Genomic DNA, 26737 nt, shown 5'->3' with positions numbered 1-26737 from the left:
AGGACGCATGTAATGGCGCTGGACAAGACATTCGACGCAAAAGAGGCCGAAGCACGCCTCTACGCCGCTTGGGAACAAGCGGGCGCATTCAAGGCCGGGGCCAATGCCCGGGCAGCTGCTGAAACCTTTTCGATCATGATCCCCCCGCCCAATGTGACGGGATCGCTGCACATGGGCCACGCCTTCAACAACACGCTGCAGGATATCCTGATCCGCTGGCACCGCATGCGCGGCTTCGACACGCTCTGGCAGCCGGGCACGGATCACGCAGGCATCGCCACGCAAATGGTCACTGAACGCGAAATGGCCGCCAATGGCGAACCGACCCGCCGCGAGATGGGGCGCGAAAAGTTCCTCGACCGTGTCTGGCAGCAAAAGGTCGCATCCCGCGGCACGATCATCGGGCAACTCAAACGCCTCGGCGCGTCCTGTGACTGGTCACGCGAAGCCTTCACCATGGGCGGCGCACCGGGCGACCCTGACGCAGGCAACGGCCCGAATTTCCACGACGCGGTCATCAAGGTCTTCGTGGATATGTACAACAAGGGCCTGATTTATCGCGGCAAGCGGCTGGTCAACTGGGACCCGCATTTCGAAACCGCGATCTCGGACCTCGAGGTTGAGAATATCGAAGTCGACGGCCACATGTGGCACTTCAAATACCCGCTCGCCGGGGGGGCCACCTATGAATACGTCGAAAAGGACGAGGACGGAAACGAGACCCTCCGCGAAACCCGCGATTATATCTCCATCGCCACGACCCGCCCCGAAACCATGCTGGGCGACGGCGCGGTTGCCGTGCATCCGTCAGATGAACGTTATGCACCAATCATCGGAAAGCTCTGCGAAATCCCGGTTGGGCCCAAGGAACACCGCCGCCTGATCCCGATCATCACCGATGAATACCCCGATCCCACCTTCGGCTCGGGCGCGGTCAAGATCACCGGCGCGCATGACTTCAACGACTACGCCGTGGCCAAACGCAACGACATCCCGCTTTACCGCCTGATGGACACCAAAGCCGCCATGCGCGACGACGGCGCGCCCTACGCCGAGGCTGCCGCGATTGCGATGGCCGTGGCCCAAGGCGAGCGCACGCTCAGCGAGGCCGAAGCCGACGCGGTCAACCTCGTCCCCGATGAGTTGCGCGGCCTCGACCGGTTCGAGGCCCGCAAAGCCGTCGTGAAACAGATCACCGCCGAAGGGCTGGCCGTCATGGTCCCCGTCGCCAACCCCGACCCCGAAGACGCGTTTTTGCCCGTGGACGAACCCTTCCTTGAGCCGCTGGTCGAGAGCAAAAAGATCATGCAGCCCTTTGGCGACCGCTCCAAAGTCGTCATCGAACCGATGCTGACCGATCAGTGGTTCGTCGAGACCTCCAAAATCGTGCAGCCCGCGATTGACGCTGTGCGCAATGGCGATGTCACGATCTTCCCCGAGCAGGACAAGAAGGTCTACTTCAACTGGCTGGAAAACATCGAACCATGGTGTATCTCGCGGCAATTGTGGTGGGGGCATCAAATTCCAGTTTGGTTTGGTCCCGGGTTTAGTTCGAAGAAAGTTGGTAGCTTGTTGCCAGATCAGAAGTTTTGCTTCCCTAACTTTGAAGCAGCAAGAAAAAATGCCACAGAGCACTACCAATCAATTTTCCCGGACACCAAGGTCACCGTTTGTGAGCAACTGGAGGAGCCTGAAAATAGTTGGCCGACGAGTGATGAAGAGTATGCGCAATTGCGTCAGATGATGGTAGGTACGGAACTAGAAAACGCATATCCTGAGACACGTCTCGAAAACCCGCGTACTTGGCAATTTTCTTCGAACTTTAACAAAGATACGGGCGAAAAGACTTTGGAAGTGCGTTTGCGCCGCGATCCCGACGTCCTAGACACATGGTTCTCCTCCGGTCTCTGGCCTATCGGCACGCTCGGCTGGACGGGAGACGCCGAAACAGACGCGCAGAACGACGCGCTGCAAAAATATTTCCCCACCTCCACGCTGATCACTGGCTTTGACATCATCTTCTTCTGGGTCGCCCGGATGATGATGATGCAATACGCGGTGACGGGGCAAAAGCCGTTCTCGACCGTCTATGTCCACGCGCTCGTGCGCGATGAAAAGGGCAAGAAGATGTCCAAGTCCCTCGGCAACGTCATCGACCCGCTCGACATGATCGACGAGTTCGGCGCGGACGCCGTGCGCTTCACCCTCACCGCCATGGCCGCCATGGGGCGCGATCTGAAACTCTCCACCCAGCGCATCGCAGGCTACCGCAATTTCGGCACCAAATTGTGGAACGCATGTCGCTTTGCGGAGATGAACGAAGTCTTTGCCCAGCGCGCGGCACGCACCGACGTGATACCGACGCAAAACCGACCTCCTGCCGACGTCGAACAGGCCGTGAACAAATGGATCATCGGAGAGACCGCAAAAGTCCGGCAAGAGATCGACGCAGCGCTCGAAAACTACCGTTTCAACGACGCGGCCAACGCGGCCTATGCCTTTGTCTGGGGCAAGGTCTGTGACTGGTATGTGGAACTGTCCAAACCCCTGTTGCAGGACGAAACCAACGCCGAATACGCCGCCGAGACACGCGCCACGATGGCATGGGTGCTCGATCAATGCATGATCCTGCTGCACCCCGTCATGCCCTTCATCACCGAGGAACTCTGGGCCGCCACCGGCACCCGCGAAAAGATGCTCGTGCACGCCGACTGGCCCACATACACAACAGCAGAACTGGTGGATGAAGCTGCTGACGCAGAGGTAAATTGGGTCATCAGCCTGATCGAAGCCATCCGCTCTGCCCGCCAACAAATGCATGTGCCCGCAGGCCTATATGTCCCGCTGATCGTCACCGAGATCGACGCCGCCGGACAGACCGCTTGGGACCGCAACGAAGTGATGATCAAACGCCTCGCCCGCGTTGAAGCACTTGCGCACGCAGACAGCTTCCCCAAAGGCACAGTATCGCTTGCCGTGCGGGGCGCGTCCTTTGGGCTGCCGCTGGCCGACATCATTGATATCGCTGAGGAAAAATCGCGGCTCGAAAAATCCTTGGGCAAACTGGCCAAAGAACTCGGTGGGCTGCGCGGGCGGTTGAACAATCCGAAATTCGCAGCCTCCGCCCCGCCCGAAGTGGTCGAGGAAACTCGCGCCAATCTCGCCCTGCGCGAAGAGGAAGAAGCCCGGCTGAACGAGGCGCTCGCGCGATTGGCCGAACTGGGGTAAACTGCGCGCCATGGGACGTTTGCAAAACCTCACAGAACGCCAGATTGCCAAGGCACGCGCCGAAGGCAAGCTGGACGGGCTTGAGGGCCAAGGCAAACCCCTGCCCGACCGCCCCGTCGAAACACAGGAGGCAGCCGCCCTGTCCGCAGGCATGCGTATTATGGCCGAAGCTGGCGTGCTGCCGGAAGAATTTGCTTTGAAAAAGCAACTGGATGCGGCCCGCGCCGCCTATGCGGCCTGCACAACAGAGGCCGCGCGCAAAAAGGCCATGGCGCATCTGGCCGACCTCGACCTGCGGTACCAGATCGCCCGTGAAGCGCGCCAGAAGTTCATGCAATAAGCCCCAAACCCCGGCGCTATTTGAACACGGGCGCCCTCTTGGCAAACTGCGCCGCGATCACTTCCATCTGCTCGGGCTTACCCAACAAGTCCACCTGCACCCGCGATTCTTCTTTCAGGACATCGGCAGGGGCGGCGGTATGGGCAAAGGCGCACAAGTTCTTTGCCGCACGAATGGCGTTCGGCCCTTTGCCCGCGATTTCCGAGGCCAGCCGCTGCGCCGCCTCAAGCGGGTCAGCGACAACCTCGGTGACCAGCCCCCATGTTGCGGCCTGTTGCGCCGAAACAGGGGCAGCCGTGTAAATCAGGCGTTTCATCACATCATCCCGCACCAGACGTGGCAATAGCACCATGCCGCCCATATCGGGGATGAGGCCCCACTTCATCTCCATCACGGCAAGCTGCGTTTCCGGTGCGGCAAAACGTATATCCGCCCCCAGCGCCAATTGCAGCCCCGCGCCAAAGACGACACCATGCAGCGCCGCAATCACTGGAATATCAAGGCGATGCCAGACCATCGCCACCTCTTGCCAGCGGTTCGTTGTGCCCAATCCATGGGTGCGTGGCATGATCAGCTCTTCGATATCCTGCCCAACCATCTTGGACAGTCCGGAGATATCAATACCAGCACAGAAACAACTGCCCTCGCCCGACAAGATCACAGCACGGGCCGAAGACGCCGCAACAGCTTCACCCGCTGCGATGATGGCATCTATCATCTCATCATCCATCGCGTTTTTCTTTTCCGCACGGGTCAGAATGACGTGGGCGATATGATCCCGATGGGTTACGCGAACACGCGACACGGCAGATCTCCTTTTTTGGACAACTGTAGAAAACCTGACACACATTTTATTACCAGCGCAACGTTACGGCACAGCGGACTTGCCCACAACGTATGGCTTGGCCTATCACGCCGCATGATTCGTTTTCGCCTGACCAAAATCGCTGAATCCCTTCCTGCAACCGTTCCGTTTGTCGGCCCCGAGACGCAGGAGCGCGCACGCGGCTTGCGCTTTGATGCACGACTGGGCGCCAACGAAAGCGTGTTTGGACCCTCACCAAGTGCCGTGCGCGCCATGGCAGAGACACCCCAGTGGATGTATGGCGATCCCGAAAGCTATGACTTGCGGCACGCTCTGGCGCATCATCTTGGCACCTCTGCCGATACAATTATGGTCGGCGAGGGGATCGATAGCCTGCTCGCCAATCTGGTGCGGCTTTTCGTGGCTCAGGGCGATGCGGTTGTCACATCGGACGGAGCCTACCCTACGTTCAACTACCACGTCGCCGGTTTTGGCGGAATCGTACATAAAGTGCCCTACAAGCAGGACTTCGAGGATCTCGCCGCCCTGTTCGATAAGGCCCGCGAGGTGGATGCCAAACTGGTCTACCTGTCCAACCCCGACAACCCCATGGGCACCGTCCACAGCGGGTCCGACATCGCCGCAGCGCTTGACGCGTTGCCTTCCGGAACCCTGCTTGTGCTGGATGAGGCCTATCTCGAATGTGCCCCTGAAACCAGCGCGGTGCCCATCGCCTATGACGATCCGCGCGTGATCCGGCTGCGCACCTTTTCCAAAGCATATGGACTGGCAGGTGCACGCGTTGGTTATGCCATTGGTCATGCAGACGTTATCGCCGCGTTCAACAAGGTCAGAAACCACTTCGGGATGAACCGCTCCGCTCAGGAGGGCGCACTGGCGGCGCTGTCTGATCAGACATGGCTGCGCTCGGTGGTTGCGCGCATCACCTCTTCCCGGCTGCGGATCGGGAAAATCGCCACATCCTGCGGGTTGAAACCTATCAAATCAGCCACAAACTTCGTCGCGATTGATTGCTGTCGCGACAACGCCTTTGCCAGCCGGGTCATGGAAGAGATGCTGGCGCAGGGCATCTTTGTGCGCATGCCCATGGTCGCCCCCCTGAACCGCTGCGTCAGGATCAGTTGCGGCACACCGGCAGACCTTGACCTTCTGGCCGAGGTTTTGCCTGAGGCGCTGCGGCGCGCAGAAAAAGGCTGACGTCAAACCTGTCCGCTCTATACTCTTTTTGGAAGAGTGATCAGCGAGGTGTGATATGGAAGGTCACAAGCTTGGTCGGGCCCCGAATTTCACAGGCGCCTGCATCGTCATGTTTGGCGTCAATCTGGGATGGATCCTGTTATTACTCTTTGCGGTCTATGGCCTTGTCGCAGCGATCTTTCTGGGACTGGTGGTCAACCACTGGGTCTCCTGGCTCGAACATCGCAAACAGCTTGCCGATCAGCGCTATGGCGACGTGTCCGGCGACACCTGACCGGTTGCGATGACCTCGGACGCGGCTTCAAGCGCGCCTTTCCCGTGCGAAATATCCAGCGCTTTCAGCCCTGCATCAATCCCGCCAAGCATCCCCATGATCATATGCCCGTTGACATGCCCCATGTGACCGAGCCGGAAAAAACCATGCCACGCAGGATCGCCCGGTGCGGCCATGCCCAGCCCTATGCCAAGCGTTAAGCCAAGCTGGTTTTCGGTCCAGTCGCGCAGCGCCGTGGCATTTGGGCTTTGAAGCCTCAGTGACGTGACGGCCCGGCTTCGCGAGTCCGGATCGGCCACGTTAAAGGCCAGACTGCCGGCGGAACCCCATGCATGACAGGCCGCCCAGATCGCATGTGCCAGCACATCATGACGCCGCCAGACCGCCTCCATCCCTTCGGCGTGGATCATGTCGAGCGCGGCACGCAGCCCATAGACATGATGCGTCGGAGCCGTCCCGTTCCAGTATTGGTAAAACAGTTCGGGTGCTGCGCGCGGGGTCCAATCCCAGTAGCAGCTGACCCGTGGCATGTGCCGCCGAACCTCAGCGGCCTTTTCGTTGAAAAAGACGAAGCTCATACCGGGTGGCACCATCAGCCCTTTTTGACAGGCAGTGACCATGACATCCACACCCCAGTCGTCCATCTCGAACACGTCGCAGCCCAGTGAGGCGATGCAATCAACCATAAGCAGCGCAGGATGCACCGCCTCATCCATCACCGTGCGCAGGGCTGCAATATCATTGCGCACCGAACTTGATGTATCCACATGCACCGCCAGAATCGCTTTGATCGTATGCGCGGTATCCGCCTTCAGCGCCTCGCCGATCCGCGCCATATCCATCGCGGAAGACTTCCCAAAATCGAGCGTTTCAACCAGCGCCCCAAGCCCCGCGGCCATATCCCCCCATCCATGACCAAAACTGCCCGTGGCAGGGACCAGCACCCGATCCCCTTCGCCAATCACATTGGCCAGTGCCGCCTCCCATGCCGCGTGCCCATTGCCGATATAGATCACAACGTCATGTTTAGTACGCGCAACGCGGCGCAGGTCAGTTACGATGCCCGGCATCATATCCGGCAACTCTCCCGCGTAAATATTCGGCGCTGCACGGTGCATGGCCTGCAACACTGCATCAGGAATGACAGAAGGCCCCGGTATGGCGAGGTATCCCCGCCCGGCGGACAGATTGGTTTTTTGGGTCATCAAGACTGCCCTTTTTGTTTCTCGGCAACACTAGCGGTCTGAAACCAAGCGTCAATTGCCAGCGTGCTTGCAGCTTAGCGTCGCGCGGCATAGATGAGTGGATAGACAACGCGTCGTCAAACTCGGGAACAATAGGCATTACATGAGCAGCAAGAGCGTATCCTCAGGCATTTTGTTCAAATGGCTCTGGCGTGGATATTTGCGCAAGCACGCAAAGCTGATCGCCGTGGCGCTGGTCTTCATGTTCGTTGAGGGTTCAATGCTGGGCGCGCTCGCCTATATGATGCAGCCGATGTTCGACAATGTCTTCTTGGAAGGCGACGGCCGGATGCTTTATGTCATCGCCGCTGTGGTGATTAGCATCTTCCTCGTCAGGGCACTGTCGGGCGTCGTGCAGAAAATTCTGCTGTCACGGGTCGCGATGCTGACAGCGTCTGAGGTACGGCAGGATCTTCTGGCCAAAATGATGAAGCAAGGGGGCGAATTCCACCAGACACATCCGCCGGGCCACCTGATCCAGCGGGTACAAGGCGATGTTGGGTCTGTGAACAAGATCTGGCGCAGCCTCCTGACGGGTGCCGGGCGTGATTTTATCGGGCTCTTCGTACTGCTGGCCGTGGCGATCAATGTCGATGTTACATGGGCATTGCTCGCCTGTTTCGGGGTTCCGATCATCGTGCTGCCCGCTGTGGTCGCACAACGTTTCGTGCGCAGGCGCGCGCGTGAGGTCCGCGATCTGGCCGCCAGTTTGGCCACCCGTCTGGATGAGGTGTTTCACGGGATCGTGCAGATCAAACTGAACAATGCCGAAGACTACGAGCGCCGGCGCTACCGCGAGACAACCCAGAAGTATATCAAGACAAACATGCGCACGGTCAAAGGCTCTGCAGCTTTACCGGCCATGGTCGATGTGATGTCAGGCTTCGGCTTCATGGCCGTAATCCTCTATGGGGGCAGCGAGATTATTTCGGGCGAAAAAACCGTCGGTCAGTTCATGAGTTTTTTCACGGCCATGGGCTTTGCGTTTGACCCGATGCGGCGGTTGGCCAGCATCAGTGGCCAGATCCAGATCGCTTCCGCGTCAATCGAGCGGTTGAAAGAGCTTATGGAAATGCCCGTGAAACTGGTCTCTCCCGAGAACCCGAAGCCTGCTCCAACCGGCACCCCCGGCATCACACTGGAAAACGTGTCCTTGAGCTATGGCGAAACCGAAGTTCTGGATAAATTGTCCCTGACCGCTGCCGCAGGCCAGACCACAGCACTTGTTGGGGCATCCGGGGCAGGCAAATCCACGATCTTTAACCTTTTGACGCGGTTGATCGACCCCACGGAAGGGGTGGTGCGCGTCGGCGGTGTCGCAACAAACGAGATGGCACTGCCCGACCTGCGACGGTTGTATTCCGTGGTCACGCAAGAGGCATTGCTCTTTGACGAAACCATCCGGGAAAATGTGGTGATGGGGCGCAAAAACGTCAGTGAAGAGGCACTGACCGCAGCCCTTGATGCAGCGCACGTCAGTGATTTCCTCAAGCAAATGCCCAAAGGTGTCGACACACCTGTAGGGCCACGTGGCTCTGCCCTTTCGGGTGGGCAACGACAACGGGTCGTAATCGCGCGCGCTCTGCTGCGTGACACGCCAATCCTGCTGTTGGACGAGGCCACCTCAGCCCTTGATGCACAATCTGAATCCGTGGTGCAAAAAGCATTGGACAAGCTTGCGTCGGGGCGGACCACATTGGTCATTGCACACCGACTGTCCACGGTGCGTGATGCCGACAAAATCATCGTGATGGACCGTGGCCGCGTCGTGGACGAAGGCACACATGAGGAATTGCTTGCCCGGGGCGGCACCTATGCCGATCTCTATCGCCTCCAGTTTCAGGATGGCAAGCTCGTTGCGGACACACGTTCCATCAGCCCCGAAAAGAAACAAAAAACCGTAACGGACGCACCGGCGAACCTTCTTCAGCGGATCGGCGGGTTTTTCACAAACTAGCCGCGATAGCTTTGAGCGAGTTGCTGCGGCGGCGTGCCCGCAAAATAGCGTATCAGCGTCCATAAGTTGCGCGCGCCCCGGCGCAGCCACCCTTGTTTCTTATACCGCGCGGCACTGGTCGTTGCGATCACATCCAGACCGATCAGATGCCCCTTGAGCGCGCGGGCAATCGCGACATCCTCCATCAGCGGCTGACTGGGATAGCCACCGACACGCGCGTACAACGTTGCAGGCACGAGCAACCCCTGATCTCCGTAAGGCAGCCCCATACGGCTGCGCAAATTGGCCCAGGCCGCAACCATGCGCCCTGCCCCGCCACCATCCTCAAAGGCAAGCCTGAACCACGCGGCGTCAGGACTGCGCAGATGTTTTGCCACCGGGCCGACCCAAGCCTCATTCAGGCGCGTGTCTGCATGGAGCACCAACAACCAATCCCCTTGCGCCGCCCGACATCCACGTGCCAGCTGCGCACCACGCGACGCCGACCCTTCAAGAACCTCAGCGCCCCATTCCTTGGCAATCTCGACCGTTGCATCTGTCGAGCCACCGTCCGTCACGATCAACTCACGGATCAATCCCGCTTCCACCCCCGGCATCAGCGAGGCCAAACAGGCACCAAGACAGGTTTCTGCATTTAACGTCGGAATTATCACCGAAATCGGTGCACGCATTACGCTACCTCTTCAAACTTGCGGCTGCATGGTTATATGCCTGTCATACGTTAACAAAGAGGCCCCCATGACCAAACGTCGCATCCTCAGACTGACCGGAACAGATGTTACCGAGTTTCTTCAGGGCCTGATTACAAACGATATCAAAGGCGTTGAAACGGGGCTGGTTTATGCGGCGATGTTGACGCCACAGGGGAAGTATCTGGCCGATTTCTTTATCTGCAAATCGGGCGACGCTATTCTGATCGATGTCGCCGAAAGCCATGGGGACATGCTGGCGCAGCGGTTGAGCATGTATAAATTGCGCGCTGATGTCTCCATCGAAATGACCGATCTGCATCTGCACCGTGGCATCGGCGATCCGCCCGCGGGGGCGTTGCCCGATCCGCGTCATCCGGCCCTTGGCTGGCGCTGCTATGCTGACACGCCGCAGACAGATGACACAACCGACTGGACCGCCCTGCGCGTGGCACATCAGATCCCGGAAACCGGAATTGAACTGACCCCAGACAGCTTCATCCTAGAAGTCGGATTTGAACGCATCGCGGGCGTTGATTTTCGCAAGGGCTGTTACGTCGGTCAGGAAGTCACCGCGCGCATGAAGCACAAGACCGAATTGCGCAAAGGCCTTGCACAGGTTTCGATCACGGGTCCCGCCGAGCCGGGCGCGGAAATCACTGCGAACGGGAAAGCAGCCGGTGTGCTGCAAAGCCGCGCGGGGGATAAGGCACTGGCCTATCTGCGCTATGACCGTGCAACGGGGCCGATGCAGGCGGGTGCGGCGGAACTACACCGCATCGCCTGACGGTACACTGTATCAAAACGCTCAGGCGCGTTCGGAGTATTCCATGGTCTCGGTGTTGACGACGATGTCCTCATCCTGCCCGACGAAAGGCGGCACCATGACCTTGACGCCATTGTCCAACAGGGCCGGCTTGAATGACTTCGCCGCTGTCTGGCCTTTTACCACTGCCTCGGTCTCAACGATCTTGCAGACCACCTTTTGGGGCAAGGTCGCGTTGAGCGCTTCTTCATCGTAGAACTCAACGACGATGGTCATGCCGTCCTGCAGGAAAGGCCGCCGCTCGCCCAAAAGCTCCGCAGGCAATTGCACCTGCTCATATGTCTCTGTGTCCATCACGACCAACATGCCTGAATCCTCATAGAGAAACTGCTGATCTTTTTGTTCCAGCCGCACGCGTTCCACCTTGTCCGCAGACCGAAACCGCTCGTTCAATTTGGACCCGTTGCGCAGGTTGCGCATCTCGACCTGCGCAAAGGCCCCGCCTTTACCCGGTTTTACGTGATCGACCTTTACCGCAGCCCAAAGGCCATCGTTATGTTCAAGCACGTTTCCGGGCCGGATTTCGTTTCCGTTGATTTTGGGCATGTGTCTAAACCGTTGTAAAAGGTTGATGAATAATTACCCGCTCCTATATATGGGAGGCTGGAGGGTGACAAGCCAACGATATGTCGTGGTCAACACCGGAAAGTCATGCAAAATTTGCATAGAAGGTATGCAAAAACAGGGTATCCGAATCACCTAGGTTCCTGCATAAGGGACTTCACGCCGAAAAGACAAGAGCAAGAATAATGGAAAGGACGACGGGATGAAAGATTTCGTTGACGGCACGGCCTTCAATAACGAGCAAGGTAATCGTGCGCGTAAACTTTTTGCAGCTGTGGTACTCGCTGCACTGGATGATGCAATTGCCGACGACAAGAAATATGGCAATGGCCCTGAACAAATCGCGCGGTGGGCGCGCTCGCGTGACGGACGCGAAGTGCTCAGCTGTGCTGGGATCGACCCCAACGAACGGGTGGTCGAAGGCCTGATGGACTTTGTTGGCAAAGGTGTTCGGACATCTGTCGCGCTGTCCCGCGAAGAATCCGAACGGCGCAACGCTGCACAGCAGGCAGAAGCAGCCTAGGCACCCCCCTGGCTTTGATAAAAAACGCGCCTGATCCCGGGCGCGTTTTTTTATGCGTCAATGAAGAAAAACAGCCATTGGCGCACGATCCAAAGCTCCGCCAATAGCAAAATCGCAACAAAAGCGCCCAAAACCACACCAAGGCGCTGTTGCCAGAGGATCACCGCAGCGGCACTTGCTGCGGCCCCTTCAATGGGGGCCAGCCACATTGCACCGTGATCACGATCCCAATAGCTGAACGGGCTTTCAAACACCCAACCGGACAAGGGCCAGAAATGCGGCCGCCCGTCATCATGATGAAGCGGAAAATCAAGACAGAGATGTAAGAACGCAGCACCCGTCAAGGCCACAGCCCAAGGCGCGCGCCTCCAAATGGCGCCGCCCAGCAAAAGCCCCCACAAGATGAACGAGTTATCGATTGCGAAAACGGTCTGCCATGCATCGGAAAAATACAACTCGTCAAAAACGATCTGTGGCGGAATACTCAGAAGAAACAGGGACACCCCCGCCATCAGGTACAGCGACAGATCCGGCAAGAGCGCACCAACGAACGCTGCCATGATCACGCCACGCGATCGTTGACGTCCCCAGACGGCTGCGCCAATCAACAGATGCGCGGGCGTATTCACCAGCAGCCCGCGCTTTCAACGCGCGTGTAACGGCTGCACGCGTAGACCTGCGCAGTGCGCCTAGCGCATCTCAGGGAAATGACTTTGCTGTCAACGCCCGGTGAATTTCACGCCGCACGAGTTTACGAACGTTGCGGGTGATCCTGTCACCGAGCTCGCCTTGAAGTTCCGACTTCACGATATCGGCGACAATACTGCGCAGCGCTTTTTCGTCCATGACCTGACCTGATACCGCCGTCTGAACAGCATCCGTGACTGCATTGCGGGTGGCAGATCCGCGCACGAGTTGATCCAACGGACCGCTTGTGCCATCAGATTCATCTTCGGGCCATGTCATCGAAAGCGGCTGTGTCCCCGCATAGGGGTCGTTGCTGGTCCCATCCGGCTCCCATTGATCCACCGTTTTGGCAATGGCGGTTTCCAGCGCGGTAATTTTCGCTTTAAGATCCTTTACATCCGTCGGCTTGGATGGTGCGGGCTGCTTGATCGGCGATGTCAAAACCAGCACGTCTGCCTTTGGTGCGCCGGGTGTTGCAGACCTCGCGTCGCCAGCTCGTGACGGGTTGAGGTCAGCAGACGGAGAAGAGCTTTGCTTGGCCAAAGGTGGCTCTTTATCGGGTTCGCGTTGATCGTCGGCGGGTACAGCATCTTCTGGCGTCAAACGCAAAACGCCTGTGTTGCGAACACGCAGTTGCGGCGTCAGTATCAAGCGTTCATCCATATGTGCGTAAGGTGTCTTGCGCGCTCTGCTGCCCATCAGGCGCAACGTTGCCCGCGCATCATCTCCAACCTCTGCATTCGTAACACGATCTGACATATCTCACCACTCCACACACAAGTGCAGTTTACCGCGCGCAGCCGCGCGGCACAATGGTTTGATAAAAAGCCTTAATTTCTCTGCAGCGAACGCAGCACCCTGTCCAACTGCCGACCCTGTTCTGAGGTTGTGGTCGGTGCGTCTTTGGCGAGGTTGTAATACGCGGTTGGGTCATACTGCTGAACACCAAGGTTCAGGTTCTGTGCGGTTAACCTTCCCGTCGCATCCAGAACACCATAGGCCGCGATGTACAAATTGGCCTCATCTGAAATGCGTGCTGTCTCTGCATCCAGCAGTTCCTGCTCAGCATCCAGCACATCAAGGGTTGTCCGCGCGCCCAGTGTTGCCTCTTCGCGCACACCACGGAAGGCGATTCTGGCAGCGCGAATACGTTCTTCACTTGCCGACAGGCTGGCACGACGCGCAGCCAGTGCGGCATAAGCATTCCCGACATCCTGTGAAACCGTTTTGCGCACCTCATAAAGGTTGCCCAATTCGGCGTCGCGCGCTGCGATGGCACGACGAATGGTGGAACTCAGCGCGCCCCCCCGATAGATCGGTTGGGACAGTTCGATGCCAATCGTTCCCGAGTTGCTGTAATCTCGCGATTCCAGATCATCCGTGATGCCCAAACTGCCCACTGCCGAAATCGTCGGTTTCAATGCAGATTCTGCGCGCTGGATGTTAATTTCCGATGCCGCGACACGGTGCTGTGCTTCCTGCAGATCGGGATGCGTTCTGACCGCAAGCGCGCGCGCAGCTTCCACATCGCCTTCAAGGCGCGGCAGTTGTGGGGGCGGCGCGATCTGCCCTGGCTGGCGGCCAATCACATTCTGGTATTCTTCGATTGCTTGCTGCAAATCCCCCTGCGCCGTCGCCAGACCACTGCGCGCCTGCGCGAGGCTTGCCTCAGCCTGCGCGACATCCGTCCGTGTAACTTCTCCGACTTCAAAGCGGTCCTGTGCGGCGCGCAATTCCTCTGAAAGAAGGCGCAGGTTGTTCTGGCGCAATTGCACCGCATCGCGGTTCGCATAGACACTCAGATAGGCCACAACCGCCCGCAACAGTATCTGCTGTTCCACACTCACCAAGCGCTGACGCGTAGCCAGAACGGTTTCCTTTGCGGCCTCGACGTCCAAAGATGCCGCCCCGCCGTCATATAGCAAAAGGCTTGCAACAAGTCCCATGTCTGCCTGCGTACTGTCCAACCCGGAAACTATACCGCCCACATTGCCGGTAGAGCGCGACGTTCCAAAGTTACGCGTGACGTTTGCGGTGAAGTTCAAAATTGGCCTCAGCGCAGCGACAGCACCTGCTACGTCTTCATCAGCGGCGCGCAAGAGCGCTCTGTTTTGGTCAAGCAAACCACTGTTTTGATAGGCAGACGCCAAAGCATCTGCGAGTGTTTCGGCCTGCGCTGCCGGTCCTGCGAGGGCGAAAACGACGCCGATAGAGAATGCCGCTTTGCGCACAATCCGTGCAGCGCCTCTGGTTTTTCTATTTACAGCCATTTATTATGCCTCTCCAAGACCCTGTTTACTTTCGCAAACCGTCTAAAACTGAAATTCCGCAGCCCTTGCAAAGCCCGGAAGTATCGGCGCACCTGCGTTAAAAGCCATCCGCCAGGTGATCTTGCCATTTTGCTTGTGACCAATGCGCACTTCACCAAGAGCACCCTTCATGAAAATGCACGCCGCGCGCCCACCCTCATTCAGTTGATCCGCCAATGCCTGAGGAAACTCCACGACGCCGCCCTGAACGATGACAACATCATACGGACCGTGCTGTGCCGCACCTTCCGCAAGCGGCGCAACATGCACAATGACATTATCAACGCCTGCCATGCTCAGCGCTTCCTGCGCCTCTGACGCCAGCGCTTCGTCTTCTTCGACTGCCACGACCGCTTCGGCCATACGCGCGATGACGGCCGCCGAATAGCCCAACGCTGACCCGACATCCAACACGAGTTCGTCCACTGACACATCAAGCGCATCCAGCATCTTGGCCAGCGTTCTAGGCTCGAGGATGACACGTCCGGCACCGATTTGCAGGTTTTCCCCCATATATGCCGCCTCGCGCTGAGCGGCAGGAACGAATTCCTCCCTCGGTATCGTCAGCATCGCGTCGATTATCGGGAACTTTGTCACGTCAGAGGGGCGCACTTGCGTGTCCACCATCATCGTGCGTCGTGATAAAAAGTCGGCCATTTGGCTAAACTCTTTCGTTTAGAAGTTTCTACGCAACATGTCGCACATCTCAGTTTCATCGGCAACGCTTGTGAACGGGATTTTATGACGCTGTGACACTTGAGTCACCCGTCGCCAACTGCCTGCGCAAACAGTGTTGAATTGCAAATACCATCGAAACAGCTCCAACAGCCACTGAGACGCAGGTCTTCGCGTTCAACGCCCCTCTTACCACGACGTCTGCGCCATAAAAATCGCCGGAGTTCGGATGTTCATTACTGTACAGCACCGCGTAACTTTGTTATGGTATAAAGTAACATAAACGGGAGCGATATATGTGCGACAGAAATCAGACAGACCGGTACCCTGCATAAGCAAAATGCACGTGATCTGGCGTCTCTGGGTGTTTCGCCCATTCGTGTAACGCTGGTCAGCCAACGGCCCATGGCCTCCCGTTGAAATGCTGGCCGATGCAAAGCCAACACAGACTTTAAAAACCCAAAACAACCGATAGGACATACCTATGAAAATTCTGCCTTTGATCGCAATTTCCACGCTGGTTTCATCGCCCTTACTGGCCGAAGAGGTCCGTCAACTGGACGCGCATGAACATGGGGTTGGCCATTTGGACATTGCCTTTGACGGACAACAGGTTGCGTTGGAATTGCATGCGCCAGGTGCCGATATCGTCGGATTTGAGTATGAAGCCAAGACCGCAGAAGATCGCGCCAGCATTGACGCAGCCGTTGCAAAGCTTGCGCAACCGTTGACCCTGTTTGTTCTGCCAGAGGCAGCAGAATGCAGCGTCGTTCAGGCCAGCGCAGCACTTGAAAGCGAAGAAGAGCATCACGACCACGATGCCCGTGAAGATCACGACGATCACGGGACGGAACACGCACATGATCACGACACGCATGCCGCGAGCCATAGCGAGTTTCATGCCGAATACCTTTTGAACTGCGCTGATCCTGCCGCAGCCTCTGAAATTACATTTGCATATTTCGACATTTTCCCAAACGCATTGGAGCTCGAAATTCAAATGATCTCGGAAAGCGGGGCCACGGCCTTTGAAGTCTCTCGCGACAACCCTACACTGGATGTGCGCGGTATGTTTTGAACAAAGGAACCCGATGGCCGATCCGACGCCGATCCTGAACCTGCAAAAAGCACGATACCATTGGCCGGGACGGGAAGCCTTCGGGTTAACTGTACCGGAACTTCACCTCAACGCAGGCGAAACGACGCTCTTGTTGGGGGCAAGCGGGTCAGGGAAATCCACGCTCTTGTCCTTGATCTGCGGCATTGTAACGGCGCAGTCGGGCACCGTCTGCGTGGCGGGAACCGATATTTCATCGCTGTCCGAAGGTCATCGGGACCGCTTCCGCGCCGAACATATTGGCCTGATCTTTCAGCAGTTTAACCTGCTGCCCTATGCAAGTGTTCGGGACAATATCCTGCTGCCTTTGCAATTTGCGCCGCGACGGCGTGCGCGCGTGAAAGCACCGCATGATGAGGCGAAAAGACTGTGCCTTGAGTTGGACCTGCCAAAAGAAGTCATGCTGAAACGCGCCGGGACCTTAAGCGTCGGACAGCAACAGCGGGTCGCGGCGGCGCGCGCCTTGATCGGTGCACCGCCGCTGATCCTCGCGGACGAGCCGACATCTGCATTGGACGCCGCCACACAGGCCACGTTTCTGCGCCTTTTGTTTGCCCAGTCCAAAAGAAACGGCACCGCGATTCTGATGGTCAGCCATGATGCACGACTGGCCAAGCAATTTGATCACGTGATAGAAATGTCCGATATCGCCTCAACACTGGCGGAGCCTGTATGATTTTACGTCTTGCTTTTGGCTCTATGGCGGCCCGCGCATTGACTGTCACAATGACGGTGATTGCCATCGCCTTGTCCGTGGCGCTGTTTTTGGGTGTCGAAAAGGTACGCACCGGGGCCAAGGCCAGTTTCGCAGATACGATTTCCGGCACCGATCTGATCGTGGGTGCACGCTCCGGGTCGGTGCAACTGTTGCTCTATTCCGTATTCCGCATTGGTAACGCCACCAACAATCTCACGTGGGAAAGCTACAACGACATCGCCGCACGCCCCGAAGTCGACTGGATCGTGCCGATCTCCTTGGGCGACAGCCATCGCCAGTTTCGCGTGATGGGCACCACCACTGAGTTCTTTGAGCGCTACAAATACCGTTCAGGCCGTTCCCTGACTTTTGGCGACGGGGCGATCATGTCAGATTTGTTTGATGCGGTTATCGGCGCGGACGTCGCAGTGACGCTGAACTATAACGTTGGCGATCCGATTGTCGTGGCACATGGTCTGGCCTCTTTCACCAACCACGATGACCAGCCTTTTCGCATCTCGGGTATTCTGGAAAAGACCGGAACACCCGTAGACCGCACTGTTATTGTCAGTCTGAAAGCGATTGAAGCAATCCACGTTGACTGGGCCAGCGGGACCAAAATCCAAGGACAATCCACGCCCGTTGACGTTATTCGACAGATGGACCTGCAGCCTCAAGCAGTGACAGCGGCGCTGGTCGGAGTGAAAAGCCGTCTGCAAGTGTTCAGCCTGCAACGATCGATCAACGAATACCCGCAAGAACCCCTGCTTGCCATTCTCCCCGGCGTCGCCCTGCAAGAGCTTTGGCAGATCGTCGGCATTGCCGAAACCGCCCTGGTTGCCGTTTCCGGCATGGTCATCATCACCGCGTTGATTGGCATGATGGCGACGATTTTCTCCAGCCTCAACGAACGCCGCCGCGAGATGGCGATATTCCGCGCGATGGGGGCGCGCCCCCGGATCGTGCTGGGCATGCTGGTGCTCGAAGCGACCCTTATGGCAGCACTCGGGGCTGTCCTGGGCCTTTTGTTACTCTATGCGGGGCTTGTTGTGGCACAGCCGGTGGTGGATCGCGCCTTTGGCCTCTGGCTGCCCATCGAAGCACCGACCCTGCGCGAGGTCTGGGTTTTGCTGGGCGTGGTCTGTGCTGGCGCAATTGTGAGCCTAATCCCCGCACTCAGGGCTTACAGAATGTCACTCGCAGATGGTATGATGGTCCGGATCTGAGGCCGACTGAAAAAAGGTATCGCACATGAACTTGTCCCGCCGCAGCCTTATCACCACCGCAACCGCCAGCGTTTTCTGGCCACACACGGCTTTTGCGCGTACCGCACACCAGATTACGTGGGACGATTTGATCCCTCCCGGCGTCCCCTATTCAGAGATCATCGGCCCCGGTCAGGTGGATGAGGTCAACGACACATGGCTTCCGGTGTTCGACGAAAACGCGGTCAAGCTCAACGACGCACTCGACGGGGCCTATATCAGGATGCCGGGCTATATCCTGCCGTGGGACATGACATCGGAAGGGGTAACCAGCTTTATCCTCGTGCCCTATGTGGGGGCCTGCATCCACGTGCCACCCCCGCCCGCCAATCAACTGGTGTTCGTGACCACAGAAAAACCATGGGCCAGCACCGACCTTTGGGAGGCAGTCTGGGTCACTGGCGAAATACGCCACGAGATGCAAAGCACGGAAGTCGCCGAAATCGGATACAACATGACCGCCGACAAGATGGAGGTTTTTGAATGGGACGAGAACGGTTGAAACGCAGAACCCTGCTCGCCGGGATCGGTGCATGCGCCCTGTTGCCCCGCCATGGTTTGGCCAAGGAGTACATTGATCTGAATTGGTCAGACCTCGTGCCAGAGGGCGACACGATCATGCCGCCCATGCTGCAGGGCCTGATTGATCACGATGATACCAACCTGATGAGCCAGCAACCGCCCTCAAGCGGGCTGCGCACGGATTGGAATGGTCAGATCGTGCGGCTACCGGGGTTCATCGTCCCGATTGATTATACCGGCGCGGGTGTGACGGCCTTTATTCTGGTTCCGTTTGTTGGCGCCTGCGTGCATGTGCCGCCCCCGCCTGCAAATCAGCTTGTCTTTGTCACCACCGCCGAACCCTATGAAAACACAGGGCTGTTTGAAGCGGTAAACGTGGTTGGCATGTTTGGTACCGCCTCCATGACGACGCAGCTGGCGGAAATAGGATACGCCCTGTCGGCAGAGAACATCGAACCCTTCAGGGCCAATTGATCGACAAGCCACGCGCAGGCTTCAGAATATACGTTCCTGCGCCTCGTTGAAATGAAACACCTGTTGCGGCGCGAAAGTCAGATGCACCACATCTCCCACCTCACTCGGGTCCTGACCAAAAACCCGCACCGTCAGCGTTTCATCTTGAGGTGTCCTGACCAGCAGGTTCGTATCCCCACCCAGCCGTTCGACATGCGTGACCCTGCCCGAAATGGGCCCCGCATCGGACAGGCGCAGATGCTCGGGGCGGATGCCCATGGTCTGCCCGGGCGGTAAATCCGGCACCGAACGCACGAGGAAATTCATCGACGGGGACCCCAGAAAGCTGGCCACAAAACGGTTTGCCGGATTGTTGTAAAGCTCCATCGGGCTGCCGATCTGTTCGATCCTCCCATCGCGCAAAACGACGATCTTGTCCGCCAGTGTCATCGCTTCGATCTGATCGTGGGTCACATAGATCATCGAGGCGGACAGCGTGCGGTGCAGTTCTGCAATCTCGACGCGGGTGTTCATCCGCAGGGCGGCGTCCAGATTGGACAGCGGCTCATCAAACAGGAACAGTTTCGGATCACGCACGATGGCCCGCCCGATCGCCACCCTTTGCCGTTGCCCGCCGCTCAACGCAGCCGGTTTACGGTCGGCATAGTCATCAAGGTCAAGCATCGTGATGGCTTTGGATACACGTTCCTGCACGACCGATTTCGGCTGGCCCTCTTGTTTCAGGCCAAGGCCCATGTTGTCCTTTACCGACAGATGCGGATAAAGCGCATAGGACTGGAAAACCATGGCAATGCCGCGTTTGGCCGGCGGGATCGCATTCACCACATCGCCCCCGATGGCAATCGTCCCGCAGGAAGCATCCTCAAGCCCTGCAATCACGCGCAGTAAGGTGGATTTGCCACAACCCGACGGGCCGACAAAGACAACAAACTCGCCCTCCTCGACGGTCAGGTTGATGTCTTTGAGAACATGCACGGGGCCAAAGGATTTGTTGATACCTTCGAGTTTCAATGCGGTCATGCGCCGGGCCTCAGGTTGATCGTTTGACCGGTGCGAATGCTCTCATCCGCCGCAAGGCAGATGCGCAGCGATTGCACCGCGTCCTTCATATGACGGCTCAAATCCACGTCGCGCCGGATGGCATCCACAATCCAGCCTTGTTCGGCATCGCAGAGTTGCTGGTGTCCGGGTTCATCGGGCAGGTCGATCCGGCGATCCCCTCCGGGTCGGTGCACGAGCAGCCCACCCACTTTGGTATGGCCATCAATGTCATCAGACGCCCCCTTGTTGCCATCGGTGATCGAAACCGCTCCGTTGGGGCTGATCACGTCTTTTACAAAGAACGCGGTCTCTGACATCATCGGCCCCCACCCGGCTTCGTACCAACCCACGGAGCCATCCTCGAACACGACCTGAAGCTGGCCGTAATTATACATATCCGGCGCGATTTCATCACTGAGGCGCAGGCCCATCCCATGCACCCGCACCGGCTGCGCATCGGTGATCTGACACATCACATCAACGTAATGCACACCGCAATCCACCAAGGGAGACGTCGTTTCCATCAACGCCTTATGCGTCTCCCAGGTTGGGCCGTCTGACTGCTGGTTAAGGTTCAGGCGGAACACATATGGCCCGCCAAGGCCCCGCGCCTCCTCGATCAGGCGCGTCCAGCTTGGGTGATGGCGCAGGATATAGCCGACGCCAAGTTTGCGCTTGAGGCGACGTGCCGTGTCCACCACGCGCGCGGCATCCTGCGCCGTCATGGCGAGCGGTTTTTCCACAAAGACATGCGCCCCCGCCTGCATCGCGGCAATGGCATAATCCGCATGGGTGTCGGTATATGTTGCGATCACCACAAGCTCCGGGCGCGTGGCACTCAGAGCCGCATAAAAGTCATCATGGAGCGGGTAGCCCTGCAGCGCGTCCGGCAAATCCACCGTCGAGCGATTGACGAGGGCGACAATCTCTGTCTCGGGATGGTGGTGGTGGGCCAGCGCATGGCTTTTGCCCATGTTGCCCAACCCCGCAATAAGCACTTTCATTTGACGGCTCCTGATGTAATGCCCCGGATCAACTGGCGCGAAAAGATCACATAGAGCACCATCACCGGCAGGATCGCCATCGACAGCGCCGAGAGCACCGCGTTCCAGTCCGTGACGAACTGCCCGATAAAGACCTGACTGCCGAGCGTCAGCGTTTTCACCTCTTCTGCGGGGGCAAGGATCAGCGGGAACCACAGATCGTTCCAGATCGGGATCATGTTAAAGACGGCAACAGTCGCCATTGCGGGCCGCACCAGCGGCAAAACCAACCGCCAGAAGATCTGGTATTCGGACAATCCGTCCATCCGCCCTGCGTTTTTAAGGTCATCCGACACCCCGCGCATGAATTCACTGAGGATGAAAACCGCCAACGGCAGCCCCTGCGCGGTATAGACAAGGATCAGCGCCACCAGCGTGTTAACCAGCCCCGTAGACACCATCATTTCCAGGATCGCCACCGTACCAATCCGTATGGGGATCATGATCCCAAGGGCCAGATAAAGCCCCATCAACGTGTTGCATTTGAACCGGTATTCAGCGAGCGCAAAGGCTGCCATCGCGCCAAACACGAGGATCAGCGTCAGGGACACAACCGTCACAATCATCGAGTTCTGAAAGTAGAGAACGAAATCCCCCTGTTTGAAAACCGTCTGGTAACCAATCAGCGAAAAAGTCTCTTGGTTGGGCAGACCCAGCGGATCGCGAAAGATCGCCCGCCGCGACTTGAAGCTGTTGATCAGGATCACAAACACCGGGAAAAGCGCAATTACCGTATAGGTAATCAGCACGGCATGAGCGGCAATCGTCGTCCCGGAGATGCGGCGCGCGGTGGTCATGGTGTTGCCCCTTCTCAGAACTGGTAATTGCGCAGGCGGCGCTGAATGCCGAAGAGGTAAATGCACACGCCGATCAGAATGATGCCGAACATGGCCGAGGCAATCGCGGACCCCATATGCGGATCGCCCAGTTGCAACTGAAAACCAAAGAAGGTGCGATACATGAACGTCCCCAGAATATCCGTAGAGAAATCCGGCCCCGCAAGCGCACCCTGTGCCGCATAAATCAGATCAAAGGCGTTGAAATTCGCCACGAAAGTCAGAACCGAAATGATCCCGATAGAGGGCAGGATCAGCGGCAGTTTGATCTTCCAGAACGCGGACATGCCCGTGATGCCGTCGCATTCGCCTGCTTCCAGAATTTCATCAGGAATGGACAGCAGGGCCGCATAGATCAGCATCATGGGAATGCCCACATATTGCCAGACCGACACAAGGCTTAGCGTGGTCAGGGCGTATTCCTCTTTGCCGAGCCACGGCTGGTAAAGGAACTTCAGGCCAATCGCATCCAGCATACCCGGCGCGATGCCCCAGATCGGGGAGAGGATCAGCTTCCACGCGAAACCAACAATGACAAAAGACAGGATCGTGGGAATAAAGATCGCGGATCGGTAAAACGCCGAAAACCGCAGACGCGGGGATGACAACAACGCCGCCAAGGCCACGCCAATCGGGTTCTGCACCAGCATGTGGATCAGAAAGAACCACGCATTATTGCCCAAGGCATTCCAGAATTGCTCAGACCAGATCGCATCCCCGAACAGCGTTTGAAAGTTCTGCAGGCCCACCCATATCCGCTGCTGATCAACCTCAGAATAAAGCGCCAGACGCAGAGTGTTGAACAACGGGTAGATCATGACTGCAGTATAAACCAGCACTGCAGGCGCGAGGAAAACAGCGATATGCCATCTGGTTTTCGGCTTTGAGGGCGCGGGCATGCGGCATCTCCTTGACGGCATCAGGGCGGACAAACCACAGGGCGACATTCCATCGCCCCGTGGTGCTTTGGACAGGCGCTACTGCTGTGGTGCGTACCACTTGGCCAACCCGTCCTGCAGACGTTGGCCGGCATCTTTGGGGCTTTCGTCACCCTTGATGACCGCAACGGACGCGTTCCATGTCTCGTTCTCAAGGTTGGGCGTGCCACGGGACAAGATTTGATACGTTGAGCGGATGGAGCTTTCGCATTTCCCCCGCCAGGAGATGAATTCCTGCGCCAGCGGATCCTCAAGCGTTACATCGGCCTTGGACAGCGGGAAAAACCCCGGCAGTGAATTGGCAAAGATATTCGAAAACTCTGACGACGCTACCCAGGTCAGAAACGTCATGGCTGCTTCGGGGTTTTCGGTCGCCGCATTCATGCCTATGCCAATATCCGTATGGTCCGAGATATAGCAGGTATCGCCCGCATTCTGGACCGGCGGGTTGAACGCGCCCATCTCAAAATCAGCCAGTGCATTAAAGCCCGAGATTTCCCAGCTGCCAGCGGGATAGATGGCAGCGCGCCCCAGCGTGAAGATGTTCTGACTGTCAGGATATGTCTGTGCCTCAAACCCATCGCCCAGATAGCCCCCCCATTTTGCCAACTGCCGGAACGGCGCAACCCAACCCACATCCGTCAGCTTTTGATCCCCGGCGATGAGCGCAGTGCGCCCCTCCTCGCCTTTCCAGTAGTTCGGGCCGATGTTGTTATACCCCATCGTGGCCGCTTCCCACTGGTCGTTCGTGCCCATGGCCATGGGAATGTAATTTCCGTCTTCCTTGAATGCCTCCAGCACGGCAAAGAACTCGTCTTCGGTCTGCGGCACCGCCACACCAACTTCTTCGAAGGCGTCTTTGTTATAGATAAATCCGTGGATCACCGACGCCATGGGCACGCAATAGGTCGCGCCGCCATCATCCGTGGACCAGCCCGATTTTGCCACATCGGAGAAGTTTGACATCCCTTCCAGATCGCTCAGATCGGCAAGGCGGCCAGCCTCGAACAGGGCGAGCGACGCGTCAAACGGACGACATGTGATGATATCCCCCGCCGATCCTGCATCCAGCTTTGAGTTGAGCACAGCGTTGTATTCCGCCGGGGCTGATGGTGTGAACCGAACCTTGATATCGGGATACTGCGCTTCGAATGCCGGGATGATCTTGTCCTGCCAGATCGCAAGGTCATCGTTGCGCCAGCTTTCGATCGTCAATTCCGCCTGCTGTGCCGTTGCTGCTGACGCGCCCAAAAGCGTAGTGGCGAACAGCAAGCCTGTGAGTGTATTTTTGTGCATTGGTGTCTCCCTTTGGATTGTATTCAGGTGTTACTTTTGTTTTTAAGTCGGCATCTTGCAAGCATGCGCGCAGGTGACCGCAGCGTCGGCTCAAAAGGCCCCGGAGGCGCGGCGCGCGACGTGATCCGCGCAGCATACTGACGCAGCTTGGTGTGGACGCTCTTGAGATCACCCATCGAGATACCGGTCTGCGTGGGCATTATATTCAACACCGCTTTTCGGACTGCGCCACAGGCCGATCCAACTGTCCTCTGCAAAACCCAAGTCGCGCTATTCAGCAAGCGTATGACCGAACACGCATCAAGCTTGACGGGCCGACCCTTCGACGCAGAGTTGTCTTGGTGCGGTACGTGTGAATGCAAGATCGATTCCTTAGGTTTTCAATCACAGTAGTCAAACAATACCTATTGTCTACCAATTATTCAAAAACTGCCTTTTTGCGCCGCATAGCTTCAGATTCAACTATTTGGTATTTTATTGGCTGTTATTTCTGGAAATAGGTATGTTATAGGTATCTTATGAAAGCAGCGTCTGAATTCCTTCTGGTTGGCATTGATGGCGGCGGGACCGGCTGTCGGGTTGCGATTTCCGACGCGACTGGCCAGCGCATTGGCGGCGCATCCGGCGGGTCGGCAAATTTCGCGACCGACCCAGACGCCACGATCAAGAACATCCTTGCCGCCGTGCGGGTGGCGGGGTCTGATGCAGGTCTTGCCGGCGACTGGCCGGAAAAATGCATCGCACATGTGGGCCTTGCGGGCATTATGGAACCCGCGGATGCGGATGTGATCGCGACCGCCTTGCCCTTCACCCAGATCACCGTGACAGACGACCGGGCAACTTCGGTGGCAGGTGCGCTTGGCACCGAGGACGGGGTCTTGATGGCGGTTGGAACAGGAACGATCGTTGCGGCGCAATTCCGGGGTTCCATCAGATATTTTGGAGGCTGGGGGATGGCCCTCGCGGATCAGGCGTCGGGCGGATGGCTGGGGCACCGCGCCTTACGGCAGGCCATTCTGGCGCAGGATGGCCTATTGGATCATTCCCCGATGACACAAACGCTGCTGGACCGTTTTGAAGGCGATTTAAACCAAGTCGTCCAGTTTACAAAAACCGCCGAACCCGGCGATTACGCATCTTTTGCGCCGATAATTATTGATGCCGCGCGCATCAAGGATCAAAACGCGCTGACGCTGATGCAGCGGGGTGCGGCCTATCTGGACGCTTGTATTCAAGCAGCGGGCCTTAAGAATACGACTGTTCTATGTCTTTCTGGTGGGGTTGGGCCCCATTACGCGCCCTATCTTGATCAATCCCATCAAAACCGACTGCAAGCCCCCAAGGGCTCGGCTCTCGATGGTGCCCTGCTTTTGGCGCGCCAAAAACCAATTCGGATGGAGGGATCGTCGTGAGTGTTGCGGCGTTCCTCAAGCCAGAATACTGGTTCCGTCCGGATGGAGGGCCGCGATACGTCCAGCTGCGCCAACGGCTGAGCGAGGGCGTATCAACCGGCCTGCTGCTGCCTGGCAACCCCTTGCCGCCGGAACGCGAAATCGCGGCCATCACGGACCTCTCACGCGTGACAGTGCGCAAGGCCATTCAGTCATTGGCCGAGGCTGGCGTGATCGTGCAAAAACAGGGATCCGGGTCGTTCATCGCCTCAAAGCCAGAGCAGATTGAACAAAAACTATCGAGGCTGACGTCGTTTTCGGAAGACATGGCGCGGCGGGGTAAGGTCTCAACATCCCGTTGGCTGGAACGCGGGCTATTCATGCCCTCCCCGGATGAGATGACCTCTCTGGGTTTGACATCAGAAGAACAGGTCGCTCGGATCACACGACTGCGCCTCGCCGATGGGGAACCGATTGCGATTGAGCGCGCATCCCTACCCACGGATATTTTGCCCAACCCACTGGTAGTGGATACCTCACTTTACGAAACGCTGGAACGCGACGGTCACCGGCCGGTCAGAGCGTTACAGAAAATTTCAGCCATAAACCTCGCTGAGCGTGATGCCCACCTGCTCGCAATATCACCACGTGATGCCGGTCTGCGTATTGAGCGCACCTCATATCTGAGCAGCGGGCGTGTCGCGGAATTCACCCAGTCCACATATCGGGGGGATGCATACAACTTTATCGCTGAACTCAGGTTATCAAGGGAATAAGC

27 protein-coding genes are annotated in these 26737 nt (G+C 57.6%); 14 read left to right on the top strand and 13 right to left on the bottom strand.

What is annotated here, in order from left to right; all coding sequences use genetic code 11:
- Positions 1-12 precede the first annotated feature (12 nt).
- Together K5Q35_RS09465 and K5Q35_RS09460 are read left to right on the top strand one after the other, a co-directional pair.
- A complete protein-coding gene (locus K5Q35_RS09465; RefSeq protein WP_220799379.1) occupies positions 13-3228 on the top strand; it encodes a valine--tRNA ligase in 3216 nt (1071 codons plus the stop codon).
- Positions 3229-3238: 10 nt separating this feature from the next.
- On the top strand, positions 3239-3568 hold the full coding sequence (locus tag K5Q35_RS09460) for a DUF1992 domain-containing protein (protein WP_220799378.1): 330 nt from the start codon (positions 3239-3241) through the stop codon (positions 3566-3568).
- 16 nt (positions 3569-3584) lie between these two features.
- Here K5Q35_RS09460 and K5Q35_RS09455 read toward each other — a convergent pair whose 3' ends face one another.
- Entirely contained in the window at positions 3585-4373 is a 789-nt protein-coding gene (locus tag K5Q35_RS09455; RefSeq protein ID WP_220799377.1) for a crotonase/enoyl-CoA hydratase family protein, read from the bottom strand.
- Positions 4374-4487: 114 nt separating this feature from the next.
- On the opposite strand from K5Q35_RS09455, the gene K5Q35_RS09450 reads away from it, so the two are divergent.
- Together K5Q35_RS09450 and K5Q35_RS09445 are read left to right on the top strand one after the other, a co-directional pair.
- A complete protein-coding gene (locus K5Q35_RS09450; RefSeq protein WP_220799376.1) occupies positions 4488-5591 on the top strand; it encodes a pyridoxal phosphate-dependent aminotransferase in 1104 nt (367 codons plus the stop codon).
- A 55-nt stretch (positions 5592-5646) separates the two neighbouring features.
- Positions 5647-5865 carry a hypothetical protein gene (locus tag K5Q35_RS09445; RefSeq protein ID WP_013962837.1) on the top strand — a complete coding sequence of 73 codons (219 nt, stop codon included), beginning with the start codon at positions 5647-5649 and terminating at the stop codon, positions 5863-5865.
- Here K5Q35_RS09445 and K5Q35_RS09440 read toward each other — a convergent pair.
- On the bottom strand, positions 5838-7070 hold the full coding sequence (locus K5Q35_RS09440; RefSeq protein WP_220799375.1) for an alanine--glyoxylate aminotransferase family protein: 1233 nt from the start codon (positions 7068-7070) through the stop codon (positions 5838-5840). The two genes, K5Q35_RS09445 and K5Q35_RS09440, sit on opposite strands and share 28 nt — an antisense overlap.
- Positions 7071-7212: 142 nt before the next feature.
- On the opposite strand from K5Q35_RS09440, the gene K5Q35_RS09435 reads away from it, so the two are divergent.
- Positions 7213-9066, top strand: a complete 1854-nt coding sequence (locus K5Q35_RS09435) for an ABC transporter ATP-binding protein (RefSeq protein ID WP_220799374.1) — start codon at positions 7213-7215, stop codon at positions 9064-9066.
- Here the strand turns inward: K5Q35_RS09435 and K5Q35_RS09430 are convergent.
- Positions 9063-9737, bottom strand: a complete 675-nt coding sequence (locus K5Q35_RS09430) for a TIGR04283 family arsenosugar biosynthesis glycosyltransferase (protein ID WP_220799373.1) — start codon at positions 9735-9737, stop codon at positions 9063-9065. The genes K5Q35_RS09435 and K5Q35_RS09430 overlap by 4 nt on opposite strands.
- 67 nt (positions 9738-9804) lie before the next feature.
- On the opposite strand from K5Q35_RS09430, the gene K5Q35_RS09425 reads away from it, so the two are divergent.
- Positions 9805-10542 (top strand): folate-binding protein YgfZ, encoded by a 738-nt coding sequence (locus K5Q35_RS09425; RefSeq protein WP_220799372.1) that lies wholly within the window; start codon positions 9805-9807, stop codon positions 10540-10542.
- A gap of 21 nt (positions 10543-10563) precedes the next feature.
- On the opposite strand, the gene efp is transcribed toward K5Q35_RS09425, so the two are convergent.
- Positions 10564-11127: an elongation factor P gene (efp, locus tag K5Q35_RS09420; RefSeq protein ID WP_013962842.1), complete on the bottom strand. Its 564-nt coding sequence runs from the start codon at positions 11125-11127 to the stop codon at positions 10564-10566.
- A 220-nt stretch (positions 11128-11347) separates the two neighbouring features.
- On the opposite strand from efp, the gene K5Q35_RS09415 reads away from it, so the two are divergent.
- On the top strand, positions 11348-11668 hold the full coding sequence (locus tag K5Q35_RS09415) for a DUF6280 family protein (protein ID WP_011567985.1): 321 nt from the start codon (positions 11348-11350) through the stop codon (positions 11666-11668).
- Positions 11669-11718: 50 nt separating this feature from the next.
- Here K5Q35_RS09415 and K5Q35_RS09410 read toward each other — a convergent pair whose 3' ends face one another.
- The 4 genes from K5Q35_RS09410 to K5Q35_RS09395 all read right to left on the bottom strand — a co-directional run bounded on the left by K5Q35_RS09410 (position 11719) and on the right by K5Q35_RS09395 (position 15321).
- Positions 11719-12228 (bottom strand): cobalamin biosynthesis protein CobQ, encoded by a 510-nt coding sequence (locus tag K5Q35_RS09410; RefSeq protein ID WP_259650507.1) that lies wholly within the window; start codon positions 12226-12228, stop codon positions 11719-11721.
- A 139-nt stretch (positions 12229-12367) separates the two neighbouring features.
- Complete coding sequence (locus tag K5Q35_RS09405) at positions 12368-13114, bottom strand: hypothetical protein (protein ID WP_220799370.1); 747 nt, start codon at positions 13112-13114, stop codon at positions 12368-12370.
- A gap of 71 nt (positions 13115-13185) precedes the next feature.
- A complete protein-coding gene (locus tag K5Q35_RS09400) occupies positions 13186-14625 on the bottom strand; it encodes a TolC family outer membrane protein (protein ID WP_013962845.1) in 1440 nt (479 codons plus the stop codon).
- Positions 14626-14667: 42 nt separating this feature from the next.
- Positions 14668-15321, bottom strand: a complete 654-nt coding sequence (locus K5Q35_RS09395) for a protein-L-isoaspartate O-methyltransferase (protein ID WP_013962846.1) — start codon at positions 15319-15321, stop codon at positions 14668-14670.
- Positions 15322-15823: 502 nt separating this feature from the next.
- Between K5Q35_RS09395 and K5Q35_RS09390 the strand changes: the two genes are divergently transcribed.
- Genes K5Q35_RS09390 through K5Q35_RS09370 form a run of 5 tightly spaced genes read left to right on the top strand, consistent with a single transcriptional unit; the run spans position 15824 to position 19414 of the window.
- On the top strand, positions 15824-16417 hold the full coding sequence (locus K5Q35_RS09390) for a DUF2796 domain-containing protein (protein ID WP_220799369.1): 594 nt from the start codon (positions 15824-15826) through the stop codon (positions 16415-16417).
- Between the two features lie 13 nt (positions 16418-16430).
- Entirely contained in the window at positions 16431-17132 is a 702-nt protein-coding gene (locus K5Q35_RS09385; protein ID WP_220799368.1) for an ABC transporter ATP-binding protein, read from the top strand.
- Positions 17129-18379: an ABC transporter permease gene (locus tag K5Q35_RS09380; protein ID WP_220799367.1), complete on the top strand. Its 1251-nt coding sequence runs from the start codon at positions 17129-17131 to the stop codon at positions 18377-18379. The genes K5Q35_RS09385 and K5Q35_RS09380 overlap by 4 nt, the downstream gene beginning before the upstream one ends.
- 25 nt (positions 18380-18404) lie before the next feature.
- Positions 18405-18920 (top strand): DUF3299 domain-containing protein, encoded by a 516-nt coding sequence (locus tag K5Q35_RS09375; RefSeq protein WP_220799366.1) that lies wholly within the window; start codon positions 18405-18407, stop codon positions 18918-18920.
- Entirely contained in the window at positions 18902-19414 is a 513-nt protein-coding gene (locus K5Q35_RS09370) for a DUF3299 domain-containing protein (protein ID WP_220799365.1), read from the top strand. Before K5Q35_RS09375 ends, K5Q35_RS09370 begins: the two co-directional genes overlap by 19 nt.
- 21 nt (positions 19415-19435) lie before the next feature.
- Here the strand turns inward: K5Q35_RS09370 and K5Q35_RS09365 are convergent, their stop codons facing one another.
- From K5Q35_RS09365 to K5Q35_RS09345, 5 genes are all read right to left on the bottom strand, one after another.
- Positions 19436-20434 carry an ABC transporter ATP-binding protein gene (locus tag K5Q35_RS09365; RefSeq protein ID WP_220799364.1) on the bottom strand — a complete coding sequence of 333 codons (999 nt, stop codon included), beginning with the start codon at positions 20432-20434 and terminating at the stop codon, positions 19436-19438.
- Positions 20431-21459 (bottom strand): Gfo/Idh/MocA family protein, encoded by a 1029-nt coding sequence (locus tag K5Q35_RS09360; protein WP_220799363.1) that lies wholly within the window; start codon positions 21457-21459, stop codon positions 20431-20433. The genes K5Q35_RS09365 and K5Q35_RS09360 overlap by 4 nt, the downstream gene beginning before the upstream one ends.
- Positions 21456-22295 carry a carbohydrate ABC transporter permease gene (locus K5Q35_RS09355; RefSeq protein WP_220799362.1) on the bottom strand — a complete coding sequence of 280 codons (840 nt, stop codon included), beginning with the start codon at positions 22293-22295 and terminating at the stop codon, positions 21456-21458. Before K5Q35_RS09355 ends, K5Q35_RS09360 begins: the two co-directional genes overlap by 4 nt.
- A 14-nt stretch (positions 22296-22309) precedes the next feature.
- Entirely contained in the window at positions 22310-23233 is a 924-nt protein-coding gene (locus tag K5Q35_RS09350) for a carbohydrate ABC transporter permease (RefSeq protein WP_013962855.1), read from the bottom strand.
- Positions 23234-23311: 78 nt separating this feature from the next.
- Positions 23312-24568, bottom strand: coding sequence for an ABC transporter substrate-binding protein (locus K5Q35_RS09345; RefSeq protein ID WP_220799361.1), 1257 nt, complete (start codon positions 24566-24568; stop codon positions 23312-23314).
- A 518-nt stretch (positions 24569-25086) separates the two neighbouring features.
- Here K5Q35_RS09345 and K5Q35_RS09340 point away from each other — a divergent pair.
- Complete coding sequence (locus K5Q35_RS09340) at positions 25087-25980, top strand: BadF/BadG/BcrA/BcrD ATPase family protein (RefSeq protein WP_220799360.1); 894 nt, start codon at positions 25087-25089, stop codon at positions 25978-25980.
- Positions 25977-26735: a GntR family transcriptional regulator gene (locus K5Q35_RS09335; protein WP_220799359.1), complete on the top strand. Its 759-nt coding sequence runs from the start codon at positions 25977-25979 to the stop codon at positions 26733-26735. The genes K5Q35_RS09340 and K5Q35_RS09335 overlap by 4 nt, the downstream gene beginning before the upstream one ends.
- Positions 26736-26737: the final 2 nt, after the last annotated feature.

The sequence above is a fragment of the Roseobacter sp. OBYS 0001 genome, from assembly GCF_019654895.1.
GTDB classification, from domain to species: Bacteria; Pseudomonadota; Alphaproteobacteria; order Rhodobacterales; family Rhodobacteraceae; genus Roseobacter; species Roseobacter litoralis.
The sequence above is the reverse complement of the archived record's forward strand: the minus strand, read 5'-3'. Positions and strand labels throughout refer to the sequence as shown.

Bases quoted from the DNA above. Each gene is read 5' to 3' on its own strand.
- K5Q35_RS09445 (WP_013962837.1), top strand. From the start codon at position 5,647: ATGGAAGGTCACAAGCTTGGTCGGGCCCCGAATTTCACAGGCGCCTGC.
- efp (WP_013962842.1), bottom strand. From the start codon at position 11,127: ATGCCCAAAATCAACGGAAACGAAATCCGGCCCGGAAACGTGCTTGAA.
- K5Q35_RS09385 (WP_220799368.1), top strand. From the start codon at position 16,431: ATGGCCGATCCGACGCCGATCCTGAACCTGCAAAAAGCACGATACCAT.
- K5Q35_RS09465 (WP_220799379.1), top strand. From the start codon at position 13: ATGGCGCTGGACAAGACATTCGACGCAAAAGAGGCCGAAGCACGCCTC.
- K5Q35_RS09405 (WP_220799370.1), bottom strand. From the start codon at position 13,114: ATGTCAGATCGTGTTACGAATGCAGAGGTTGGAGATGATGCGCGGGCA.
- K5Q35_RS09375 (WP_220799366.1), top strand. From the start codon at position 18,405: ATGAACTTGTCCCGCCGCAGCCTTATCACCACCGCAACCGCCAGCGTT.
- K5Q35_RS09460 (WP_220799378.1), top strand. From the start codon at position 3,239: ATGGGACGTTTGCAAAACCTCACAGAACGCCAGATTGCCAAGGCACGC.
- K5Q35_RS09425 (WP_220799372.1), top strand. From the start codon at position 9,805: ATGACCAAACGTCGCATCCTCAGACTGACCGGAACAGATGTTACCGAG.
- K5Q35_RS09410 (WP_259650507.1), bottom strand. From the start codon at position 12,228: ATGGCAGCGTTCGTTGGTGCGCTCTTGCCGGATCTGTCGCTGTACCTG.
- K5Q35_RS09395 (WP_013962846.1), bottom strand. From the start codon at position 15,321: ATGGCCGACTTTTTATCACGACGCACGATGATGGTGGACACGCAAGTG.
- K5Q35_RS09340 (WP_220799360.1), top strand. From the start codon at position 25,087: ATGAAAGCAGCGTCTGAATTCCTTCTGGTTGGCATTGATGGCGGCGGG.
- K5Q35_RS09440 (WP_220799375.1), bottom strand. From the start codon at position 7,070: ATGACCCAAAAAACCAATCTGTCCGCCGGGCGGGGATACCTCGCCATA.
- K5Q35_RS09360 (WP_220799363.1), bottom strand. From the start codon at position 21,459: ATGAAAGTGCTTATTGCGGGGTTGGGCAACATGGGCAAAAGCCATGCG.
- K5Q35_RS09350 (WP_013962855.1), bottom strand. From the start codon at position 23,233: ATGCCCGCGCCCTCAAAGCCGAAAACCAGATGGCATATCGCTGTTTTC.
- K5Q35_RS09450 (WP_220799376.1), top strand. From the start codon at position 4,488: ATGATTCGTTTTCGCCTGACCAAAATCGCTGAATCCCTTCCTGCAACC.
- K5Q35_RS09370 (WP_220799365.1), top strand. From the start codon at position 18,902: ATGGGACGAGAACGGTTGAAACGCAGAACCCTGCTCGCCGGGATCGGT.
- K5Q35_RS09345 (WP_220799361.1), bottom strand. From the start codon at position 24,568: ATGCACAAAAATACACTCACAGGCTTGCTGTTCGCCACTACGCTTTTG.
- K5Q35_RS09355 (WP_220799362.1), bottom strand. From the start codon at position 22,295: ATGACCACCGCGCGCCGCATCTCCGGGACGACGATTGCCGCTCATGCC.
- K5Q35_RS09415 (WP_011567985.1), top strand. From the start codon at position 11,348: ATGAAAGATTTCGTTGACGGCACGGCCTTCAATAACGAGCAAGGTAAT.
- K5Q35_RS09430 (WP_220799373.1), bottom strand. From the start codon at position 9,737: ATGCGTGCACCGATTTCGGTGATAATTCCGACGTTAAATGCAGAAACC.
- K5Q35_RS09435 (WP_220799374.1), top strand. From the start codon at position 7,213: ATGAGCAGCAAGAGCGTATCCTCAGGCATTTTGTTCAAATGGCTCTGG.
- K5Q35_RS09380 (WP_220799367.1), top strand. From the start codon at position 17,129: ATGATTTTACGTCTTGCTTTTGGCTCTATGGCGGCCCGCGCATTGACT.
- K5Q35_RS09400 (WP_013962845.1), bottom strand. From the start codon at position 14,625: ATGGCTGTAAATAGAAAAACCAGAGGCGCTGCACGGATTGTGCGCAAA.
- K5Q35_RS09365 (WP_220799364.1), bottom strand. From the start codon at position 20,434: ATGACCGCATTGAAACTCGAAGGTATCAACAAATCCTTTGGCCCCGTG.
- K5Q35_RS09390 (WP_220799369.1), top strand. From the start codon at position 15,824: ATGAAAATTCTGCCTTTGATCGCAATTTCCACGCTGGTTTCATCGCCC.